Raw genomic sequence first — 21,854 nt, 5'->3', positions numbered from 1 at the left:
TTTTGGGTGTTGGCGCAGGATATTGGCTAAAATGGACACTATTGGGGCGGATTCCGCCACTGACGCACTGGACCCGGTTGATCGTAGAATCCTGCGGGCCTTGCAGGAGGATGGGCGCATGACGGTGCAGGCGCTCGCCGACAAGATTGGGCTTTCGGCATCACCCTGCCTGCGGCGGCTGCGGCAGATGGAACGCAATGGCATCATTGCGGGCTACAGCGCCAATATCGAGCAAAAGGCGGTGGGCTTACCCGTTTCGGTCTTCATTTCCATCAAACTCGAACGGCAAAGGGCGGGCAACCTGGACGCCTTCGGCGCTGCGATCAGCCGTTGGCCGGAGGTTATGGAGTGCTATTTGATGACGGGGCAGTTCGATTTTCTGCTGCGGGTCGTCTGCGCCGATCTTGAATCCTACGAGCACTTCTTGCGTGAGAAACTGACCCAGCTCGAGGGTGTGGCCTCGATCGAGAGCAGCTTTTCTCTTGGCGCCGTGAAGTTCTCGCGCGTTCTGCCGCTGTAGAGCTGGCGGCGCTTTCCGGGGGCAGATCATCTGCCTGGTTCCCTGTATTCTGCGCCGTACCGCCTTGTGTCCTTAGCTTGACGTCCGCGTTTTTCACTTCACTATCGCGCCTGTCCTGTGCCACGGCTTCTTCATGAGCGAATTGAAACCCCCTTCCTTTGTCAGTGCGCAAATGGTGGCCGAACGGGCCGGGGTGTCGCGTTCGGCCGTGTCCCGCACCTTTACCGACGGCGCGAGCGTCTCCGAGGCGACGCGACGCAAGGTTATCGAGGCGGCCAATGCCTTGGGCTACCACGTCAATCACCTGGCGCGCGGATTGCGCGAACGCAGCAATATCGTTTGTCTGGTGGTGGCCGACATGACCACGCCAATCCGGGCACGCATGGTCGATGTGCTGACCCGTAAATTGCAGGCAGCGGGCAAGATCACCATGGTGATCAATACCGAGACCGACACGGAGAGCGTGTCTGCGGCCTTGCGGCAGACGCTCAATTATCGCGCCGACGCCACGGTGGTGCTCTCGGGCACGCCGCCCGCGTCGCTGATCGAAACCTGCCTCGCCAATGGACAGCAGGTGGTGCTGATCAATCGCGACGAGCGCTTGCAGGGGTCAAGCACGCTGGGCGTCGACAATGCCATGGCCGGGCGCGAGGCGCTGTTCCTGTTGCGCCGGGCCGGGTGTGAGCGGCTGGGGCTGATCACGTCCAATGCACGAACGGCGAGTCTCGTGGAGCGCGAGAAGGTCTTTGTCGAGGCGGCGGCGGCTGTTGGCCTGTCGGTGGTGGTCACCGAGGCAGGGCCAACGAGCTACCAATCGGGGCAAGAGGCGGCCCGGCGGGTGTTCGGGCGATCATTGCCGCCCGATGGCGTCTTCTGCGTCACAGATCTACTTGCCCTGGGTGTCATGGACGTGGCGCGCCTCGAATTTGGCCTCGCCATTCCCGATGATCTTTGCGTTGTCGGCTTCGATGACATTGAGCAGGCGGGCTGGGCCTCCTATCAATTGACCACGTTCAGGCAGCCGCTTGACCCCATGGCCGACGAGGTCGTTGACCTGCTGTTGCAACCCGAACGTGCCAGCTCCGAGAGGCGCATGATCGAGCCGATTCCGGTCTGGCGACGCTCGGTCCGTCCGGGCAGAAACTAGACCTCTCCTTGCCAGCGCAAGTGCTTGCCTGCCCGGCTTTTTGCAGCCTTGGGGCGGTGCCTTTTCATTGGCATCGACAGACGGTTGCAACAAATGGTGCAGCATATTGCACACGTGCGCAAATTTGTAATTGTCATCAAAGCGTTATGGAAGCCGCATATCTAGGCGACCCAACAGGGCGAAAAATGCACTTGTGTGCAATCGCTATTGGGTGTTGTCTTGCAGATGCGACAGCTCGTCGCGGCAGGCTCTACCCGACACAGATTGGGACGCTTTCCGCAGGACTGACGCACTGAGGGAGGAGGCCCATGAGGCGGATGAACCGGTGCCGATCCGGGCTCATCATGTCGGCTGCATGTCGATACGCTGCCTCCGCACTCGGCGATGATGGAGCGTTTCCTGGAAAAGTGGACACCACTTTTCGGTTCGGAAGCGCGCCAAGCAAGTTAGCGCGGTGACCACCCCGGTCGCCATGATGGGAGAAACAACATGAAACGTCGTGACTTCATGATTTCCGCTGCGGGTGGTGTGGCTGGTCTTGCCCTGCTGCCCCGCATGTCCTTTGCTGCCGAGGGCGTGATCGACTGGTACACCAGCTCGGACAGCAATATTCTCGATTTCTGGACCAATACGGTGAAGCCGGCCTTCGAGGCCGCCAATCCGGGCGTGTCGATCAATCTGGTCGATGCCGGTGATGGCGCCGGGATCATTGCCATTGGCGAGCGCGCCATTGCTGCCAAGCAGCAGGGTGCCGATCCGCAGGCCGACTTCTTTGAATCGGGCGACGCCCTGCTGCCTTCTGGCGCTATCGAGGCAGGTGTCTATGCCAATATCGCCGAAGCCGGGCTGACCAATTATTCCAAGGTCAATCCGCTGGCCATCCAGTCCGACTATTCGCTCCCCTATCGCGGCAGCCAGGTTCTGCTGGCCTATGACAGCACCAAGCTCAGCGCTGCGGATGCGCCCAAGAACTGGGACGAGCTGGTGGCTTGGATCAAGGCCAATCCCGGCCAGTTCGTTTACAATCGCCCCGACAAGGGTGGTTCGGGCGGCAATTTCGTTCGCCGCGCCATCCACCAGGCCAATGGCCTCGATCCGGCGGCCTTCACCGTCGACAACTATACCGAGGAGTTCGGCAACGAAGCACTCGGCAAGGCCTGGGCAATCCTCTCCGACATCGCGCCTTCGCTCTATGACGGCGGCGCCTATTCTTCGGGCAATACCCAGTCGATCCAGCTGCTCGCTCAGGGTGTGGTAACCATGGCTCCTGTCTGGTCCGACCAGGTGCTGCAGGCCATCGACCAGGGCGTGCTGCCGGCAGAAACCGGCCTGGTACAGCTTCAGGATCTGGCGCTGGCCGGCGGCTTTACCCGCTCCATCGTCATCGAGAACGGCGTCAACCGCGATGCTGCCCTCAAGCTCGCCGATTTCATCCTTTCCGAGGAAATCCAGAGCGCGATCCTGACTGAACTCGGCGGCTTCCCCGGCGTCAGCTGGGATTATGTCTCTGCCGAACTGCGCGAGCGCTTCGCCGACATTGTTCCCCTGACCATTCCGACCTTCCCGGGCGGGGCATGGGACGGCGCCATCAACGATGGCTGGTATCGCAATGTCGCTCCAAACGTTGATCGCAACGCGTGACCGACGCTGCTGAAGGGGCAAAACGCCCCCTGATCGAGGGCGCTGCGAGCAGGAGGCCAACTGGCCTTCTGCTCGTCGCCATCCCGGTGTTTCTGGTGGGCTGGCTGGTGATCTGGCCGATCATCAACGCTATCGGGCGGACGCTCTGGCGGCCGGACGCCAGCGGGACGATGGGCTTTGACCTCTCGAGCTACGTTTTCTTCTTTTCCGATCAGTATTCGATCAACAATCTCACCATCACGCTCTGGACGACGCTGATGTGCGCCATCCTGCTGCTGGTGATCTGCCTGCCCATCGCGCTCTATCTGCGCTTTTCGCATGGGCGCTTGCCGGCCTATGTGCAGGCGCTGGCGATTTTTCCGATGTTCGTGCCCTCGATCATCCTCGCTTACGCCTTCATCCGCGTGCTCGGCCCCAATGGCATGGTCGATATCCTGCTCAATTCGGTGGGCCTGCCCAAGATCCGCACGCCCTATCTCACCCCTTGGGGGCCGGTGATCGGGCTGGTGTGGGACAATATCCCACTCACGGTTTTGATCCTGCTCTCGGGGCTGGGCAATGTAGCCAACCACGCTATCGAAGCGGCGCGCGATGTTGGCGCCAATCGGTTGCAGGTGTTCTGGCACATCATCCTGCCGCGCATTTCCAATTCCCTGTTGGTCGCCATTTCATTCGCAGTGCTGGGGATATTCTCGTCCTTCACGCTGCCCTATCTGCTTGGCCCGGCGGCTCCCGAAATGATGGGTCCATTTATGAACCGCACCTTCCGCGAGGTGAACGACCCGCTCAACGCCATCACCCAGGCGGTCATCACCTTCGGCTTCTGCATTGCCTTCGGGTTGTTCTATGTGCGCTCGGTCGCACGCAATCAGGGGCAGTGAGATGGAACGCGTTTCGCCTGTGATCTCGGCCCCGGCAATGGCGCCCAATCGCCCGCCAATCGACTGGGCTGGCATCATCTTCACCGCGCTGCTGTCGGCGGCCATTGTGCTGCCGCTGATTGTGGTGGGTACCTGGGCTTTCACCGAAGTCTGGCGCTATCCCAATGTGGTTCCACAGCAGTTCGGCCTGCGGTTCTGGAATCAGACCCTCACTCGGGCCGACGTGTGGAGCGCGCTGACCATCAGCCTTCAGCTGTCCACCGTGGTCACGCTGTTGTCGGCCGCCATCTGCCTGCCTGCGGCCTATGCCTTCGCCCGCATGGATTTTCCGGGCCGCACGGTTCTGTTCTTCTCGTTCCTCGCCGGCCATGCCTTTCCTAAATTCGGCCTGTTGATCGCCATTGCCGCGATTTTCCTGCAGCTCAATCTGATCGGGACATTCTGGGGTGTGGTGCTGATCCAGCTGGTCGGCACGCTCCTCTTCATGATCTGGATCCCGGTGGCCGCTTTCCAGTCCGTGGACCGGCGCATGGAAGAGGCGGCGCGTGATGTGGGGGCCAGCCCCTTGCGGGTGTTCTGGTCGATCACGCTGCCGCAGGCTGGCCCCACCATTGCCGCGGCGGTGCTGCTCAGCTTTGTCGGCACTTTCTATGAAACCGAGGGCGCCTGGCTGATCGGCGCGCCCGGTATCCGCACCATGCCGGTGCTGATGATCTCCTTCATCAACAATCAGATGGTCATCCAATATGGCGCCGTGCTGTCGGTGATGCTCTGGGTGCCGTCCTTCATTGCTCTCATGTTTGCCCGCCGGGTCATCGGTGGCGGTGCCTTCGCCCGTGGTTTTGGCGGCTAGGAAAAACTCATGTCCGTTCTCAAGATTTCCGAAGTCTCCAAGATTTTTGCTGGCCCGACAGTCGCGGTCGACAAGTTCTCACTTGATGTGGCCGACGGCGAACTGGTTTGCCTGCTCGGGCCTTCAGGCTCGGGCAAGTCGACACTGCTGCGCATGATCGGTGGGTTCGAGCGCCCGACCTCGGGCCTGATCACCATCGATGGCGAGGACATCACCCACCAGCCGCCGGAAAAGCGGCCGACGGGCATGGTGTTCCAGAGCCATGCGCTCTGGACGCATATGAACGTGTTCAAGAACCTCGCCTTTGGCTTGAAGCTGCGGCGCCTGCCGGCCAGCGAAATCAAGCAGAGGGTCGAGGCCGTTCTCGAACTTGTGGGTCTGGCCGGTTATGGCGGTCGCGGCGTCAACCAGCTGTCCGGCGGCCAGCAGCAGCGCGTGGCGTTGGCGCGTTCGCTGGTGCTTGAACCCAAGATACTCTTGCTCGACGAACCCTTCGCGAGCCTGGATCAGCACCTGCGCGAGCGGCTGCGCGAGGAAGTGCGGGACATTCAGCAGCGCCTCAAGATCACGACGCTGTTCGTCACCCACGGACAGGACGAGGCACTGGCCATGGCCGACCGGATCGTGGTGATGCGCGATGGGCGCACCGAGCAGGTCGACCGTCCCGACATCATCTACCGCGAGCCGCAAACGCCCTTCGTCGCTGGATTCATCGGCACCATGAACCTGGTCGAAGGTGAGGTCAGCAATGGCCATTTCAAGCGGGCCGGTTTCGCCGTCGATATGCCGATTGCCGATGGACCGGCGGTTCTGGCGGTGCGTCCCGAGGCACTCGATCTCACGGCGGCCGAGCCCGGCACCGCCAGGGTGCATCGCGTCACCGACTATGGCACCCACGGCCTTGTCGATCTCGATCTCCGCGATGGAACGCGCCTCAAATCCATGGTTGCCCACCCGGACCTGTTCAAGCCGGGGCAGGGGGTCGATCTGCGGCCCCAGGCGGTATCGGCCTATCGCGACAATCAACGCGCCTATCGGAGCTGACATGGCAGAGCCGCTCCATATCGACCGCAATGGCCACCGCACCTGGCTCAAGTGGCACCGCGCGCGCCGCAAGCCATCCGATCCGGTCTTCACCGGAGCGCGGATTCTAGAGGCCATGCGGCTGGGGGCGAGTGTCGAGGTGGATCTGGTGGTCACCGCCGATAAGGGTTTTGCCGTGCTGCACGATCTGGCGCTCGACCACGAAACCACCGGCACCGGCTTGGTGGCGGCGACTGGCGATGCCGTCATCCGCCAATTGCACCTGCGCGGAAATAACGGGGTGCCGCTGGCGGACCGGGTGATGCTGCTCGATGATCTCTGCGCGCTGATGGAAGGGGGGCAGGTGCATCCTGATGCACTGCTGCAGCTCGACTACAAGGAAGACCTCGCTGCACTTGACCCGAAAACGGTGACGAACTTCGCCCGCAATGTCGGGCCGCATGCAGGCAACATGATTGTGTCGGGCGGAGACCTCCCGGCTGTCCTCTGCCTTGCCGAGGCGACCCCGGGACTGCGTGTCGGCTATGATCCCTGCTACGGTGAGTCGCTGGCGCGCCTGCAGGCCAGTCTTGATTATGATGCCTTTACCAGCGAGGCGCTCAGGGCCGCGCCCCAGGCAGCTTTCATATACCTCCACCATGAGATCGTGCTGGCCGCGGATCGGGCCGGTTATGACATGATTGCAGCCATCCACGCAGATAACCGTCAGGTGGATGCCTGGACCATTCGCGAAGTTACCCCCGCCAGCGTTGCACAGGTTGAGCGGCTGCTGGCGCTCAAAGTTGACCAGATCACCACCGACGACCCGGAGGGGCTCTACGCGGCCCTCACATCATGAGCACAGATTACGACAGCATTCTCGACAAGATGGTGGCCGCCGCGCGCGAAGCCGGCGTTTTGACCCAGGCCCATTTCAGGCGCTTTCGCGACCTCGAAATCGGGGTTAAGGGACCGGGTGACTTCGTCTCGGACGCCGACCGCGAATCCGAACTGCTGATCCGCAAGCGGCTGTTCGAGATTAATCCCGACTGGAGCCTGACCGGCGAGGAATTTGCGCCGGTGGATGGTGCCGATCCTGAGCATCGCTGGCTGGTGGACCCCATCGACGGAACCACCAATTTTCTCAATGGCCAGCATTATACGATCACTATTGCCCTGCGGCGTGGCAACCAAACTCTGTGCGGCCTGGTCTATGACCCGGTCGCCGATGAAATGTTCACCGCCAAAAAGGGCGGCGGTGCCTATCTCAATGGGGCACCCTTGAGCGTCAGCGGCTCCACCGACATTGCCATGATGTGCGTGGGGACGGGGCTGCCAACGCCCAATCTCAGCCTCCATCCCGGCGCTTACGCCCGCCTCGATGCTATTCGCGCCCCTATCGGGGCGGTGCGGATCGTGGGCAGTGCCGCCAATAGCTGCGCCTGGGTCGCGTGCGGGAGATTGACGGGCTATTTCGAGGAAACCGGCTTCGTCGACACAGCGGCCGGCATCCTCTTGGTCGAAGAAGCCGGCGGCGTCGTCACCGACTGGTGGGGCCGCGGGCCGGAGGTGTTCGAGCGCACGGGGTGTCTCGTCGTCGCCAACGCTGCGACCCATGCCTATCTGCTTGGCCATCTGCAAGCGGTGCCCATGAAGAACCCCGCGAGCTGATGTTCTGCCTCAGGGCATCAGCATGCCGCCGTTGACCTCGATGGTCTGACCGATGATGTAGCCCGACAGGCTTGCGCAGGCGAGAAACAGATAGGCGCCGATACAGTCATCGGTGGTGCCAAGGCGCCCCTGCGGGACTGTTGCCAATTGCGCCTTCAACTGTGCTTCGGTGGAGTAGCGTTCATGGAAGGGCGTCTCGATGACGCCCGGCGCCACGGCGTTGACGCGAATGCCGAAGGGGATGAATTCCTTGGCCATGCCGCGCGTCACGTTGGCAATAAAGGCCTTGGACGAACCGTAAAGGCCAGCGCCATTGCTCGCGCCATTGCGCGCGGCAATGGAGGTGGTGTTGATGACAAAACCACCACCGGCCGATTTCATATGCGGGAGGGCCGCGCGGGTGGCCGCCAGCACAGAGCGGCCGTTAAGGTCCATGACCGCTTCATAATGCTCGTCGGTCATGTCGGCATAGAGCAGGCGGGCCACCATGCCGCCGGCATTGTTGATCAGACCATCCAACCGCCCGAAGGCCTGGGCGGTTTCTTCAACTGCGCGCGCGATCTCCCCCGACTTCGAAGCATCGGCCCGCACTAGGTGCGCCTTGCCACCCGCAGCGACCACTGCATCGGCTACAGCTTTTGCCGCGTCCTCGCTGGAATTGTAATGCACGCCCACCATGGCGCCCTGCGCCCCAAAGGCTTTGGCTAGAGCCGCGCCTATGCCGGTCGAGGCGCCAGTGATGAGGACGGCCTTGTCCCTGAGTTCGGGGAGCGTCAGTACAGCCATGGTCAATCTCCTAAAGTCCTTCGCGCCCGCGGAAGCGGCGTTGGTAGTCGGGATCGTAAAGCGAACTCTCGCGAAAATCTTCCACCGCCAGCCCCTTGCCGACGAAGATGATGGCAGTGCGCTCGATGGTCGGGTCGAACCTGGCCTCGATATCTGCCAATATGCCGCGAATGATAACCTCACCTGGCCAGCTCGCATGGGCGACAATGGCGACGGGACAGTCATCGCCATAGAACGGGCGCAACTCGGCAACGATCCGACCCAGCGAGTGAATGGCGAGGTGGATGGCCAATGTCGCCCCCGTGGCGCCGAAGGCCGAGAGTGTCTCGCCGTCCGGCATGGGCGAGGCGCGACCGCCGACACGGGTGAGCACCAGGGACTGATTGACCGCCGGAATGGTCAGCTCGCGCCCCAGTGCGGCAGCTGCAGCAGCGAAGGCGGGCACGCCAGGGGTGAGGGTATAAGGAATCCCGAGACGGTCGAGGCGCCGCATCTGCTCGGCCACGGCGCTCCAAATTGACAGGTCGCCCGAGTGCAGGCGCGCGACGTCTTCGCCTGCCTCATGTGCGCGCACATATTCAGCTTCGATTTCATCGAGCGACATCGGAGCGGTGTCGACGAGCCTCGTGCCGGGGCCGCACCAGTCGAGCATCTCCCGGGGCACGATGGAGCCGGCATAAAGACAGACCGGGCAGCGGGCGAGCAGATCGCGGCCGCGCACGGTGATCAGGTCGGCGGCGCCGGGGCCGGCCCCAATGAAATGCACGCTCATGGCTTGCTCCAGCGCCACTGGGTGATCGGCATGGCGGGGCGCCAGCCGGTCATGGTGCCAAGCGGCGCAGCCTGCGCCACCGAAAGGCGAACCAGCTCTCCGCCATGTTTGGCATGCAAAGCCAAAAGGGACTGTTCCATTTCAAGGCTGACAGCATTGGCCACCAACCGCCCGCCGGGGCGCAAGGCAGAAATGGCGGCGTCCATGACACCCGGATCGGTTCCCCCGCCGCCAATGAAGATGGCGTGCGGAGGCTCCAGCCCGGCCAGAACATGGGGCGCAGGGCCTTCGACTACGTGCAGATCGGGCACACCGAAGGCGCGGGCATTGCGCGCGATGCGCTGGGCGCGCTCGGGTTCGCTCTCGATGGCGACGGCACGCAGGCTGGCATCGGCCAGCATCCACTCGATACCAATGGACCCGGACCCTGCACCAATGTCCCACAGCAACTCATGCGTGCGTGGGGCCAGCGCCGAAAGGGTCAAGGCGCGGATGTCGCGCTTGGTGATCTGTCCGTCGTGCTCGAACAACGTATCCTCGAGGCCCGGCGTCAGCGGCAGCACACGGGCACCCGGCAGCGGCGCGACCGTGATGGCGCAGATATTAAGCGGGTTTAGCTCAGTCAGGGTGAAGCCATCGGCCATTTGCGAGCGGATCTGTTCGTGCGGCCCCCCCAGGGCCTCGAGCACCGTAATGATCGAACGACCAAATCCCGCCTCGACCAGCAGCGCCGCCAGCGCGCCGGGCCCCTTTTCATCCGACGTCAGCGCCAGAATGCGGGCCGTTGCGTGCAGATGCGGGCGAATAAGATCGATTGGGCGGCCGTGGAGCGAAATGCTCACCACATCCTGCAAAGGCCAGCCCAGGCGCGATGCAGCAAGGCTGAACGCCGAAGCATGCGGGATGACATGCATCTGCGTCGGATCGACATGGCGCGACAGGGTCGCGCCGACCCCATAGTGGAAGGGATCGCCGGAGGCCAGCACGCAAACTTTACGGCCGCGCGCGGCAAGAACGGCGTCAACGGACCGGGAGAACGGCGTTTGCCAAGGATGCTGCTCACCCTTGATGGCTGGGGCGGCCAACTCGAGGTGCCGGGTGCCGCCAAAGACGATTTCGGCACCGGCCAATGCGGCCCGGGCGGCGGGGGACAGGCCATATAGGCCATCCTCGCCAATGCCGATAATGGTCAACCAGGCCTCTGGCATCAGCCGATACTCCTTGGCGAATAGACCAGCGGGTCCATGCCGGGACGCTCGATGATCCGGGTTTCGGCCGATCCGATAATGACGCAGGTGGCCATGTCGGCGGGCTGCTGATGGGCCTCGCCAAGCGGGCCGACGGCAAAGTGCTCGTCAGGGCGGCCAATGGCGCGGCCAAAGATCACGGGCGTGGTCACCGGCAGAACCTCGCGCAGCAGCTTGAACGCCGTGGCCAGTTGCCAGGGGCGGGCTTTCGAAATGGGATTATAGAGCGCGATGACCAGGCCCGCCTCAGCCACGGCGCGCAGGCGTCGCTCGATCAGGTCCCAGGGCTTCAGATTGTCCGATAGCGAAATGGCGCAAAAGTCGTGGCCCAGCGGCGCACCGGCGCGAGCGGCGACCGCCAGCATGGCAGTGACGCCGGGCAGCACGGTGATATCGAGGCGGCGCCAGGTCTCTGGCCCGGTTTCCACCGCCTCACAGATCGCTGCGGCCATGGCGAAAACGCCGGGATCGCCGCCCGAAACGACGCAGACAGTGGCGCCTTTCGAGGCCGCATCGAGCGCCGCGCGGGCCCGGTCGATTTCTTCGCGATTGTCGGAAGCGACACGGATCTGGTCGGGTCGCAGGTTCAACCGGTCGAGATAGGGGCCATAGCCAAAGAACTGCTCGCCGGCGGCAATGGCGTCGGTGGCTTGCGGCGTCGTCTGGCCCGGATTGCCGGGGCCGGTGCCGATGATCGTCAGCTTGCCGGTCATAGCCGCGCACTCCAGCCAGGCACCAGCACCAGCGAGAAATAGGGCGCGTCGTCGTTGGGCTTTTCAGTCAGGGCGATGGAGGCACCATTGTCCATGGTGCCACGTTCGACATAGACCGCTCCGTCGAGACGACCGGCATCGGCAAGTGCAGCCCGAACCTTGGGAAGGTTGCGCCCCAGCTTCATGATGACGGCGCCCTGTGTGTCGCTGAGACGGCGGGCCAGTTCGGCCTGATCCAGCGTTCCGGGCAGGATGGTCAGGATATCGTCGCCCTGCACCAGCGGCAGGCCCGCCGACGACCAGCACCCCGACATGGCGGTGATGCCCGGGATGACCTGGGTATCGTAGCGCGGCGCCAGCCGGACGTGGAGGTGCATATAGCTGCCATAGAACAGCGGATCGCCCTCGCTGAGCACAGCCACGGTGCGCCCGGCGTCGAGGTGCGCGGCCAGACGTTCGGCGGCTTCCGTGTAGAACCTCTGGATCTGATCGCGATAGCCGTTGTCATGGCGATGGATCTCGGTCGTCACCGGGTAGTCCAGCGCCTCCTCGACCTGGCCGGTGCGGAAATGTTCCACAACGATGGCGCGAGCATTACTCGGATTGCCGCGCTTGGCGAAAAAGGCCACAACATCGGCGCGCTCAATGGCGCGGACGGCCTTGAGTGTCAGCAGTTCAGGGTCGCCGGGGCCAGTGCCGACGCCGATCAGTTTTCCGCTCACAGGCCCGGCCTCGCCAAAGCATTGAGACAGGCCGAGGTGATGGCGCTGCCGCCCAGCCGCCCGCGGACAATGGCATAGGGCACGCCATAAGAGTTCTCGGCCAGCGCGTCCTTGGATTCGGCGGCGCCGACAAAGCCCACCGGCATGCCGATGATAGCGGCCGGCTTTGGCGCGCCGTCGCGCAGCATTTCGAGCAGGTGAAAGAGGGCGGTGGGGGCATTGCCGATGGCAACCACTGCGCCTTCGAGGTCCTTGTCCCACAAGTGCAAAGCGGCAGCAGAGCGGGTGTTGCCGATGGCCGCAGCCAGGTCTGGCGTTCTTGGATCGCGCAGGGTGCAGATCACGTCATTGTCTGCCGGCAGCCGCGCGGCAGTGACGCCGCGTGCGACCATTTCGGCATCGCACAGGATCGGCGCACCGGCATTGAGCGCGATGCGCGCCGCAGTAACAAAGCCGGGACTGAAAACGAAATACCGTGCGGCCTCGACCATGCCGGCGGCATGGATCATGCGTACCGCCAGTTCGGCTTCATCCTCGGCAAAGCCCGAAAGATCGGCCTCGGCGCGGATGATGGCAAAGGACTGGCGATAGATGCTGTCGCCTTCCTTGATGTAGTCGTATTGCGTCATCGCCTATCCTGGGAGGAGACGAGGGCGGCAGCAAGCGCGGCCTCGTCCAGAAACTGCTCTGGCGTATCGCCCGCCCGGCCATTGATGACAAGGCCAATCCCGTCGGCAGTACCAACCAGGGTCACATGAGCCGGGCGCGGATGAGCGCAACCCTTGGCGCAGCCTGACACATGCAGTTGCTGGTGCGCATGCAGCTGCGGGGCCAGCCGGGCGGCGATATCACGGGCAGCGATATGGCCCGAGGCGCAGCCCTGATTGCCGATGCAGGCGCTGACGCGACGTCGCGGATCGCCGGGATCGGTAATGAACCCCAGAGCCGCGGCCCGACGGATCAGCGCAGGGCTGGCGTTGTCGAGCAAAAGACAATGATCCGGCGCGAGGCGGATATTTGTGATCCCGTCGATCTGGGCCGCTTCCATCAAGGCGATCAAGATAGCGCCGTGCACCTGGCCGAACGGCAGGGCGATGGGAATGGTGTGTCCGTCGCGGAGGCGGAGCCGATCAGCGCCGTCGGCCAAGCTCCTCGCCAAGACGGCAGGCGAAGGTTCTGCGCGCGCGTCTCTCACAGGAAACAGGTCGGTCGCCCGGGCCTCGGGGCCAATGGCAGCCAAGGCGCCAAGCAAGGCAATCGCGGCGGCCAAGGCACTATCGGTGTCCATCTGCTGGGGCTTGCCGCCGCCAAGGGCGACGGCCCAGTGGTCCTTGCCAAGAGCGGTGAGGCGAATGTCGGCCTTGAACGTTGCCAGGGAAATCTGCCCGCCCCCATCCACCACAACGCTGACTTTGGGGCCAAGCCGGGCGGCAAAAGGGGCGGCATCCGCCCGCAATTGCCGGGCCAGCGGGGCAGGGTCGATGATCTCGTGTGGGTCAAGCCCGGCCAGAGGCGAGGTGTCGACAACCAGCCCGGTTTCGACAGTCAACAAGCGCGCCACCGCCGTTGCAAACGGCGGAGCGGTTTCTGGGCGCAGCCCGCGCACTTGCAGATTGCCGCGTGCGGTGACCTCGACCAGGCCGTTGCCGTGTTCTGTTGCCAGTTCGGCCAAGCCCGACAGCTGGTCGGGAGATATAACCGACCCCACCACGCGGATACGCGCCAAGAGGCCGTCGCCGGTCCGCATGGGGGCGTCTAGCGTTGGGCACGCGCCGCGCCGGGCGCTGCTCTGCGGGCCGAAAATAGCGTGGGCGTGATTCACTGGGCGCTCGATCATTGCGGATCGAACGGTTCTAGCAGCCGATGCAATGGAGCACTACTCCGGCTTGCGCAGCAGATAGGTATCCATGATCCAGCCATGGCGTTCCCGCGCCTCGGCGCGCATAACGACAATCTGGTCACGAACATCGCCCAATCGCCCGGCCACCAGGATTTGTTGAGCCGTACCGAGGTAGGCGCCCCAGAAAATGTCGAGATCGGGGTCGGCATCGAGAAAGGCCATGCGCCCGTCGAGCATGACCACGGTGTCGGTTTCCACCGCAGCCAGCTGGCGGCCAGGGGTGATCAGCACGGGTTCGCCAATGCGATTGAGGGCAATGCCGTGCGCGGCCGTCAGCGCCTGGATAGCGGTGATGCCAGGAATGACTTCGACGGCGATCGGCTCGGAGACATGCTCCAGGATGCGCAGCGTGGAATCATAGAGCCCCGGATCGCCCCAGACGAGGAATGCGCCAGTCCCGCCTTGGGGGACGTCTGAAATCAGCAGGCCAAAAATTTCAGCCAGCGCCATGTGCCACTCGGCAACGCCCCGTCCGTAGTCGGGATTGGCGGCATCGCGGCGCGGGACGGCATAGCCAATCTGGCGCGGATCGCTTTGGCGCACGAAACGGGCGATAATCTCGCGCCGCACGTCGGCCAACTCGCCCTTGCCAATGCCTTTGTCGGGCACGAACAGCACATCAGCGCGGTTCAAGGCCTCGATGGCTGCAATGGTCAGGTGCTCGGCACTACCAGTGCCGATACCGACAACGAGAATGGTCTTCATGGGCGTGCCCTGGCGCTGTGGTGCTGTCGGAATGGCAGAGCGCGGCGGCGCATGCAAGCGCGCCTAGTCTGCATCGTCCTTGACCGCCTCCATCGACACATGCGTGGACGTATGGGCGACATGGGGCAGGGCAGAGAGTTTTTCGCCCAGAACCTCGCGATAAGCAGCGATATCCTTGGTGCGCACCTTGAGCAGATAGTCAAAGCTGGAGGCGATCATATGTGCCTGTTCGACCTCGGGCAGGGCGCGCACAGCCTTGTTGAAGGCTTCCAGCGCCGCCTTGCGCGTATCGCTCAATCGCACCTCGACAAAGGCGACATGGGGCAGGCCGAGGCGGGTTGGGTCGATCACCGCGCGATAGCCCAGGATGTAGCCATCCTGTTCGAGACGCTTGATCCGTGCCTGACAGGGCGTCTTGGAGAGGTTCACCCGTCGGCTCAACTCCGCCACACTAACGCGGCCGTCGCGGGCCAGCTCTTCGAGGATACGGCGGTCGATCTGGTCCAATGACCCAAGACTGTCGGTGCTCATAGCGCTATATCCTAGTAGGTACTCCCATTTCATAGCATTCACCTGCCAAATCCCACAACATCAGGCGAAACGCCGTTTGACGTTCTGGCAGGATAGGGCACTTTCGAGGTGAAGCCATGCCTACTGCCCCACAGACCGCCCGCCATGCCCTCCGCAGCCTGCTCCATGCCGAAGAGGCGGTGCTGGTGCCCGACCTCATCGCCCGCACCGGACTGGACGCCGGCGCACGAGCGGCGATTTCGTTGCGCGCGGTAGACTTGGTCGAAGCTGTCCGCAACGGTGCCCGACCAGGGCTGATGGAGAGCTTTCTGGCCGAGTTCGGGCTCGATAGCGAGGAAGGGCTGGCGCTGATGTCGCTAGCCGAAGCCCTGCTGCGAGTGCCCGACAGCGAAACGATTGATGCGTTGATCCATGACAAGGTCGGGAACGGCGACTGGGCCAGCCACTTTCATGGCTCGACAAGCCCGCTGGTCAATTTCTCGTCCTGGGCGCTGAACCTGACTGCAGAGGTGCTGGGCGACCCCGAAATCGGGCCCAGATCGGCGCTGCACCGGGCTGTAGCGCGCCTGGGTGAGCCAGTCATACGCACGGCTGTGGGCCAAGCCATGCGGCTGATGGGCAGCCAGTTCGTCTTTGGGCGCAGCATCGACGAGGCGATTGCGCATGCAAAGGCTCCCGAGGCAGACGGCTATCGCTATTCCTACGATATGCTAGGCGAGGCGGCGCGCACTGCCGACGACGCCAGCCGCTATTTTCGGGCCTATCTACAGGCCATCGAGAAACTGGCGCCGCACTGCACGCGGGGCGTCGTGCGCGACAATCCGGGCATTTCCGTCAAGCTCAGCGCGCTCCACCCGCGCTACGAAGTTGCCCAGCGCGACCGGGTCATGGTTGACCTGGTGGAAGCCACGCGAAAACTGGCTCTGGTCGCGGCCAGGGCCAATATGGGTTTCAACATCGATGCTGAAGAGGCCGACCGGCTGGACCTGTCGCTTGATGTGATAGAGGCGGTGCTGGAGACGCCAGAGTTGGCCGGTTGGGACGGTTTTGGCGTCGTCGTCCAGGCCTATGGCAAGCGCGTGCTGCCGCTGGTCGATTGGCTCGATGCGACAGCCCAGCGGCTGGATCGGCGTATCATGGTGCGGCTGGTCAAGGGTGCCTATTGGGACGCCGAAATCAAGCGGGCGCAGGTGCTGGGCCTGCCCGGCTATCCGGTGTTCACGCGCAAGGCCGCCACTGATGTGAGCTATATCGCTGCGGCGAAAAGGCTGTTCGCTTCCAACTGGATCTATCCGCAATTTGCGACCCACAATGCCCATACGGCGGCGGCAGTTCTGCACCTGGCTGCGGCGGCGGGGCGCGGCACGGACAGCTACGAATTCCAGCGCCTGCACGGCATGGGTGAGCAATTGCATGCGGCCCTGCGCAAAGCCCATGCGACCACGACCCGCGTCTATGCGCCGGTTGGCGCCCACAAGGACCTATTGGCCTATCTTGTGCGACGGCTGCTTGAGAACGGTGCCAATGGTTCGTTCGTCTATCAGATCGCTGACGCCGACATTCCGGCCGCAATCGTGGCCGAGGACCCGATCGGTAAGTTACTGGCGCAGCAGGGAAACTTCGCCAATCCTACGATCCCTGCGCCGGGAGGGATATTTGTAGCGCGACAGAATTCGGCAGGCCTTGATTTGACGGACCCCGTGGCATTCGATGCCATGAACAGCGCGCGAGATCAGTTCATGACCCGGAGCTGGCAGGCGGGGCCGTTGGGTGCGATGGCGTCAGGCGATGGGGCGGCGCAGTTTGTTGTGAACCCGGCCAATCCCGATGATCAGGTCGGGTCGGTAGTCGCGGCGAGTGCCGAGCAGGTGCGTGACGCCGTGATGACTGCGACCGCGTCGCGCTGGGGTGCCGTGCTTGTTGCCGAACGGGCCGAAATGCTGCGCCGCGTTGCTGATTTCTACGAGGCCAACGCGCCAGAATTGCTGGCACTTTTGGCCCGCGAGGCGGGTAAAACCTGGGCGGATGGGGTGTCGGAAGTGCGCGAAGCGGTGGACTTCCTGCGCTATTATGCCAATGAATCCAGGGACTTGACCGGTATGCCGCGCGGGCCCTTTGTCTGCATTTCGCCGTGGAATTTTCCGCTGGCGATCTTTACAGGCCAGATCGCCGCCGCGCTGGCGGCGGGCAATCCGGTGTTGGCAAAGCCGGCGCCGCAGACCCCGCTGGTGGCGTTCCGGGCGGTGCAGCTGATGCATGCGGCGGGCGTGCCAGAGGATGCTGTGCAACTGCTGCCAGGCGGCGCTGAAATTGGCGCCGCGCTGACCGAAATCCCAGGCATTGCGGGGGTTTGCTTCACCGGCTCGCTCCCGACAGCACGCCGGATTGAGCGGGCCATGGCTGAGCATCTGGCGCCTCAGGCACCATTGATCGCCGAGACCGGCGGGCTCAATGCGATGGTGGTGGATTCGACTGCGCTGACCGAACAGGCGGTGCGCGATATCATTGCATCGGCATTTCAGTCGGCGGGCCAGCGCTGCTCGGCCCTGCGCCTGGCCTATATCCAGGAGGATGTTTATGAACGAACTCTGGACATGCTCAAGGGCGCGATGAACGAATTGGTGCTCGGTGACCCCGCCGCGCTCAAGACCGACATCGGGCCGATCATCGATATTCCGGCGCGCGACAAGATTGCGGCCTATATCGAAGCGCGCAGGTCACGGGTTTTGCATCAGCTGACGGCGCCTGAAAGCTGCACGTTCATCGCGCCGACCGTCATCCAGGTTTCTGGCATCGAGGACCTGCCCGAAGAGATTTTTGGACCGGTCCTGCATGTCGCGAGCTTCAAGGGCGATGACCTGGGCAAGGTCGTGGCGGCCATCAACGGTTCGGGCTACGGCCTGACATTTGGCATGCACACGCGAATATCGTCGCGGGTGAAGCGGCTGGCCCGGGATGTGCACGTGGGCAATATCTATATCAACCGCAACCAGATCGGCGCGGTCGTCGGCAGCCAGCCCTTCGGTGGCGAAGGCTTGTCGGGCACAGGGCCCAAGGCCGGCGGTCCGCATTATCTGCCGCGCTTTACCCTTGAGGGCAGCGACCTCCAGTCCGGTGCCATTGAACTGCCTGGGCCGACAGGGGAGAGCAACCGTCTCTATGTGGCGCCGCGCGGGACGCTTTTGTGCCTCGGCCCGACGCCGGAAGACTTTGCCGCGCAGCGGGCCATGGCCGAAAGGGCCGGATGCCGCTTCGCGGTGGGCGAGATGGATATCGACGAGCTTGTCACTGGCACCACATTTGACGCGGTCGCCTGGTTTGGGGATGAGGCGGGCCTCAAATCCGTCCGACTTGCGATGAGCCGTCGTGAGGGCGCGCTCCTGCCGATCCTCTTCAGCCCCGGTGATATTGGACGCCTGCAGGTGGAACGCCATGTCTGCATCGACACCACGGCGGCCGGTGGCAATGCTTCGCTGATGGCCTCGGCGTTCTGACGGAGGCAAGTCTGAACAGGCCCCCGCACAGTGCGGGGGCCTTGCTTTGGGTTTAGGGGCTCTTCCCCGCGATCAGCTCCTGGCGACCAGCGCCGCCAGCTTGGCCGGGATCGAGAGCAGGTCGCGCACCATCTGCACGCGCTCGGGCGTGTAATAGCCCTCGACATCGAGAATGTTCATGGTGGCGATCAACTCGTCCCCGAGGATGATGGGCATGTTGATCACCGACTGGCAGCCCAGCGAATTGATCAGCTCGTGGTCAAAGAACACCTTGGCAATGTCCTCGATGGTGTTGGCGACAAAATACTGGCGCTCCTTGTGCACGACATCGAACCACGGCCCGTAGTTGATCGGCTTGGTGCCCGATGCGGGATAGTTCACCGGGTCGCTGGTATAGGCACGACGGGCGACGTCAGCCCCCATGTCGACGGTCATCACGGTGAAGAGCTTTGCCCCAACCGTGGCCTGGGCCAAATCCTGCAAGGCCTTGAACGCTGCGTCCGCCGTCCTGGCAGTGGCAATGGCCGTGTCGAACGTGGAAAGGGCCTGAATATGGGTCGTCATTATGGATTGTCCTTGGTGGTCTGATGGGGCGGTTGGAGCTGAAGCTGCTACCCGCCCTCTGTCGCGGCGAGCAATTCGCGCGAATAGGGTTGTTTGAGGTCGCCTGCCTTGAGCTGGGCAACATCGGCAATCTCGACGACCCGCCCCTGCTTCATCACCGCAAGCCGGTCGCAGAGGAAGCTGACGACAGGCAGGTTGTGGGTGACCAGGAGAAAGGTCAGGCCCTGTTCGCGCCGCAGCCGCTTGAGAAGATTGAGAATCTCGGCCTGGACCGAAACGTCGAGCGCAGAGGTCGGTTCATCGAGCAGCATGACCTTGGGTTCGAGCATCAGGGCGCGGGCAATGGCGACGCGCTGTCGCTGACCACCCGATAGCTGGTGCGGGAAACGGAACCGGAAACGCTGGTCGAGACCAACGGCCGTGAGCATGGCTTCCACTCGCTCGCCGCGATTGCCGATGCCGTGGATGGCCAGGGGCTCGGTGAGGGCTGCGTCGATGGTCTTGCGAGGATGCAGGGAGCCATAGGGGTCCTGGAACACCATCTGAACCTGTCGCGAAACGCGGTGATCCACGCCATGGCTGCGTGGCTTGCCCATGATCGAGATGGCGCCGGTCCAATCGGGGGCCAGGCCGGCAATGGCGCGCAGGATGGTGGACTTGCCCGAGCCGGACTCGCCGACCAGGGCAAAGCTCTCCCCTTCGGCAATAGCCAGATTGATGCCGTGGACGACCTTGGTGTCGCCGTAGGAAATGTCGAGATTATTGAGTTCGATGGCGTTCATGTGCCGGCCCATTGTGTGCGGTCGAGCACGGGAAGTTCGTCGCGCGTTTCGTTGATGACCGGCATGGCCGCGAGCAGGCCCCGTGTATAGGGGTGCTGCGCGTTCGCCAGTTGTCCGGCGGCGCATTCCTCCACCACATGCCCGGCGTTCATCACCAGAATGCGGTCGCAATAGCGACTGACCAGATTGAGGTCATGGCTGATCAGGATCAGGCCCATGCCCTTGTTGCGCACCAGCTCGTCGATGATGTCGAGCACCTGAGCCTGTACCGAAACGTCGAGGGCCGAAGTGGGTTCGTCGGCAATCAGCAGTTCCGGCTCGGGGATCAGCATCATGGCGATCATGATGCGCTGGCCCATGCCGCCGGAAACTTCATGCGGATAAAGCCTGGCGACGCGCTCGGGGTCGTTGATGCGGACGGCATGCAGCATTTCGATGATGCGTGCCTGCACATCGCGACGCGGCAGCTTCTGGTGGGTGACCAGCGCTTCGGCAATCTGCTCGCCCACGGTCATCACCGGGTTGAGCGAGAATTTGGGGTCCTGCATCACCATGGAGATGCGCGCGCCGCGAATGGCGCGCATCTGCTTTTCGTTCTGATCGAGGATGTCGATACCCTCGAAATTGAGCTTGTCGGCGGTGACCAGACCCGGCTTGCGGATCAGCTTGAGGATGGAGCGCCCGGTCATGGATTTGCCCGACCCGCTTTCCCCGACAATGCCCAGACGTTCACGCCCGAGCGTGAAGGACAGGCCCTTCACCACTTCGACGCGGCCCGAATGGGTGGGGAAGGAGACGCGGAGATTTTCAACGGTGAGGAGGGGAGCGGTCATGAGATGGCTCCCACGGCATCACGTGAGTGGAAAGTGACTCCCATCCTTGCTCCCTCCCCTCGATGGGGAGGGAATGAGGGTGGGGTGGGCAGCGCGCCCTGATTTTGCGGAATCACTGGCAAGATCAACTTTTGCCCTCGCTCTTGGGGTCGAGCACGTCGCGCAACCCATCCCCGAGGAAACAGAAGCCGAGTGAGACGATGATGATGGCAAAGCCCGGCATGGTGGCCACCCACCACTGGTCGAGGATGAAGGTGCGGCCGCGCGAGATCATCGCGCCCCATTCGGGTAGCGGCGGCTGAGCGCCAAGGCCGATAAAGCCCAGGCCTGCGGCCGTCAGGATGACCCCGGCCATGTCGAGCGTGACGCGGATGATCATGGACGAGGTGCAAAGCGGCAGGATGTGCTGGACGATGATGCGGATGGGCCCGCCGCCAGCCAGTTGCACGGCCGAAATGTATTCGGCATTGCGGATCGTCAGCGTCTCCGCGCGGGCGATGCGTGCATAGGCCGGCCAGGAGGTGATGGCGATGGCGATGATGGCATTGTTGATGCCGGGGCCGAGTGCGGCCACGAAGGCCAGCGCCAGGATCAGCTTGGGCAGCGACAGAAAGACGTCGGTGAAGCCCATGAGAATGCGATCAATCCAACCGCCGAAATAACCGGCTACAGCGCCGACCAACAGGCCAAGTGGCGCGGAGATCAACGCCACCAGCAGGACGATGGTGAGGGTGATCTGCGAGCCCCAGACCACACGGGAGAAGATGTCGCGGCCCAGCTCATCCGTACCCATCCAGTTGGTTGCCGAGGGCGGCAGGAGACGACTGGTGAGATCCTGCCCAGTGGGCGAATAGGGCGCGATCCAGGGCGCGAAAGCAGCCGTGAGCAACAGCACCAGGATGATCACGCCACCCAGCACCGATAGCGGATTGCGCATCAGGGCGGTGAAGACGCGATAGGCGCGTCCGGCATTGGCCTGCCAGCGCGAGGCTGGGGAGTCGGCAAGGAGCCAGTCACGGGTGTTCATGGCCGGTTTCCTTCCGATCTGTTGTTCAGCGCGCGTGGCTCC

At 63.3% G+C, this 21,854-nt stretch carries 22 protein-coding genes; 9 read left to right on the top strand and 13 right to left on the bottom strand.

Translation table 11 applies throughout. The features are described 5' to 3' along the window. The first annotated feature begins 31 nt into the window (after positions 1–31). The 8 genes from NIM87_RS12755 to NIM87_RS12720 all read left to right on the top strand — a co-directional run bounded on the left by NIM87_RS12755 (position 32) and on the right by NIM87_RS12720 (position 7,736). Positions 32–520, top strand: coding sequence for an Lrp/AsnC family transcriptional regulator (locus NIM87_RS12755; protein ID WP_269468040.1), 489 nt, complete (start codon positions 32–34; stop codon positions 518–520). Between the two features lie 133 nt (positions 521–653). After that, complete coding sequence (locus tag NIM87_RS12750; RefSeq protein ID WP_254675066.1) at positions 654–1,667, top strand: LacI family DNA-binding transcriptional regulator; 1,014 nt, start codon at positions 654–656, stop codon at positions 1,665–1,667. A 489-nt stretch (positions 1,668–2,156) separates the two neighbouring features. After that, positions 2,157–3,308: an extracellular solute-binding protein gene (locus NIM87_RS12745; RefSeq protein WP_254675065.1), complete on the top strand. Its 1,152-nt coding sequence runs from the start codon at positions 2,157–2,159 to the stop codon at positions 3,306–3,308. Continuing rightward, positions 3,305–4,189 (top strand): ABC transporter permease, encoded by an 885-nt coding sequence (locus NIM87_RS12740; protein ID WP_408640070.1) that lies wholly within the window; start codon positions 3,305–3,307, stop codon positions 4,187–4,189. Before NIM87_RS12745 ends, NIM87_RS12740 begins: the two co-directional genes overlap by 4 nt. 37 nt (positions 4,190–4,226) lie before the next feature. Continuing rightward, complete coding sequence (locus tag NIM87_RS12735; protein ID WP_254675180.1) at positions 4,227–5,042, top strand: ABC transporter permease; 816 nt, start codon at positions 4,227–4,229, stop codon at positions 5,040–5,042. Between the two features lie 9 nt (positions 5,043–5,051). Beyond that, a complete protein-coding gene (locus NIM87_RS12730) occupies positions 5,052–6,086 on the top strand; it encodes an ABC transporter ATP-binding protein (protein WP_254675064.1) in 1,035 nt (344 codons plus the stop codon). 1 nt (position 6,087) lies between these two features. Next, the gene (locus NIM87_RS12725) at positions 6,088–6,924 is read left to right on the top strand and encodes a glycerophosphodiester phosphodiesterase (protein WP_254675063.1); all 837 of its coding nucleotides are present in this window, start codon (positions 6,088–6,090) and stop codon (positions 6,922–6,924) included. Continuing rightward, positions 6,921–7,736 (top strand): inositol monophosphatase family protein, encoded by an 816-nt coding sequence (locus tag NIM87_RS12720; protein ID WP_254675062.1) that lies wholly within the window; start codon positions 6,921–6,923, stop codon positions 7,734–7,736. The genes NIM87_RS12725 and NIM87_RS12720 overlap by 4 nt, the downstream gene beginning before the upstream one ends. A gap of 9 nt (positions 7,737–7,745) precedes the next feature. Here the strand turns inward: NIM87_RS12720 and NIM87_RS12715 are convergent, their stop codons facing one another. The 9 genes from NIM87_RS12715 to NIM87_RS12675 form a co-directional block, all read right to left on the bottom strand. After that, positions 7,746–8,522, bottom strand: a complete 777-nt coding sequence (locus tag NIM87_RS12715; protein ID WP_254675061.1) for an SDR family NAD(P)-dependent oxidoreductase — start codon at positions 8,520–8,522, stop codon at positions 7,746–7,748. Positions 8,523–8,532: 10 nt separating this feature from the next. Then, positions 8,533–9,294, bottom strand: coding sequence for a precorrin-4 C(11)-methyltransferase (gene cobM, locus NIM87_RS12710; RefSeq protein ID WP_254675060.1), 762 nt, complete (start codon positions 9,292–9,294; stop codon positions 8,533–8,535). Continuing rightward, positions 9,291–10,502 carry a precorrin-6y C5,15-methyltransferase (decarboxylating) subunit CbiE gene (gene cbiE, locus NIM87_RS12705; protein ID WP_254675059.1) on the bottom strand — a complete coding sequence of 404 codons (1,212 nt, stop codon included), beginning with the start codon at positions 10,500–10,502 and terminating at the stop codon, positions 9,291–9,293. Before cbiE ends, cobM begins: the two co-directional genes overlap by 4 nt. Further along, entirely contained in the window at positions 10,502–11,254 is a 753-nt protein-coding gene (locus tag NIM87_RS12700) for a precorrin-3B C(17)-methyltransferase (protein WP_254675058.1), read from the bottom strand. Before NIM87_RS12700 ends, cbiE begins: the two co-directional genes overlap by 1 nt. Next, on the bottom strand, positions 11,251–11,976 hold the full coding sequence (locus tag NIM87_RS12695) for a precorrin-2 C(20)-methyltransferase (protein WP_254675057.1): 726 nt from the start codon (positions 11,974–11,976) through the stop codon (positions 11,251–11,253). The genes NIM87_RS12700 and NIM87_RS12695 overlap by 4 nt, the downstream gene beginning before the upstream one ends. Beyond that, positions 11,973–12,605, bottom strand: a complete 633-nt coding sequence (locus NIM87_RS12690; RefSeq protein WP_254675056.1) for a precorrin-8X methylmutase — start codon at positions 12,603–12,605, stop codon at positions 11,973–11,975. Before NIM87_RS12690 ends, NIM87_RS12695 begins: the two co-directional genes overlap by 4 nt. Then, on the bottom strand, positions 12,602–13,813 hold the full coding sequence (cobG, locus tag NIM87_RS12685) for a precorrin-3B synthase (RefSeq protein WP_269468039.1): 1,212 nt from the start codon (positions 13,811–13,813) through the stop codon (positions 12,602–12,604). The genes NIM87_RS12690 and cobG overlap by 4 nt, the downstream gene beginning before the upstream one ends. A gap of 39 nt (positions 13,814–13,852) precedes the next feature. Beyond that, complete coding sequence (gene cobF / locus NIM87_RS12680) at positions 13,853–14,581, bottom strand: precorrin-6A synthase (deacetylating) (RefSeq protein WP_254675054.1); 729 nt, start codon at positions 14,579–14,581, stop codon at positions 13,853–13,855. Positions 14,582–14,644: 63 nt separating this feature from the next. After that, positions 14,645–15,112 (bottom strand): Lrp/AsnC family transcriptional regulator, encoded by a 468-nt coding sequence (locus NIM87_RS12675; protein ID WP_254675053.1) that lies wholly within the window; start codon positions 15,110–15,112, stop codon positions 14,645–14,647. 116 nt (positions 15,113–15,228) lie between these two features. Here NIM87_RS12675 and putA point away from each other — a divergent pair, with 116 nt between their 5' ends. Next, positions 15,229–18,606 (top strand): bifunctional proline dehydrogenase/L-glutamate gamma-semialdehyde dehydrogenase PutA, encoded by a 3,378-nt coding sequence (gene putA / locus NIM87_RS12670; protein ID WP_254675052.1) that lies wholly within the window; start codon positions 15,229–15,231, stop codon positions 18,604–18,606. Positions 18,607–18,678: 72 nt separating this feature from the next. Here the strand turns inward: putA and NIM87_RS12665 are convergent, their stop codons facing one another. The 4 genes from NIM87_RS12665 to NIM87_RS12650 all read right to left on the bottom strand — a co-directional run bounded on the left by NIM87_RS12665 (position 18,679) and on the right by NIM87_RS12650 (position 21,812). After that, positions 18,679–19,170 carry a GAF domain-containing protein gene (locus NIM87_RS12665; RefSeq protein ID WP_254675051.1) on the bottom strand — a complete coding sequence of 164 codons (492 nt, stop codon included), beginning with the start codon at positions 19,168–19,170 and terminating at the stop codon, positions 18,679–18,681. Between the two features lie 47 nt (positions 19,171–19,217). Then, positions 19,218–19,952, bottom strand: coding sequence for an ABC transporter ATP-binding protein (locus NIM87_RS12660; RefSeq protein ID WP_254675050.1), 735 nt, complete (start codon positions 19,950–19,952; stop codon positions 19,218–19,220). Next, positions 19,949–20,785, bottom strand: a complete 837-nt coding sequence (locus NIM87_RS12655) for an ABC transporter ATP-binding protein (RefSeq protein ID WP_254675049.1) — start codon at positions 20,783–20,785, stop codon at positions 19,949–19,951. The genes NIM87_RS12660 and NIM87_RS12655 overlap by 4 nt, the downstream gene beginning before the upstream one ends. A gap of 124 nt (positions 20,786–20,909) precedes the next feature. Beyond that, positions 20,910–21,812 carry an ABC transporter permease gene (locus NIM87_RS12650; protein WP_254675048.1) on the bottom strand — a complete coding sequence of 301 codons (903 nt, stop codon included), beginning with the start codon at positions 21,810–21,812 and terminating at the stop codon, positions 20,910–20,912. Positions 21,813–21,854 lie beyond the last annotated feature (42 nt).

This window comes from Devosia ureilytica (genome assembly GCF_024273195.1).
GTDB classification, from domain to species: domain Bacteria; phylum Pseudomonadota; class Alphaproteobacteria; order Rhizobiales; family Devosiaceae; genus Devosia; species Devosia ureilytica.
This window is presented reverse-complemented; position numbering and strand designations above follow the sequence as displayed.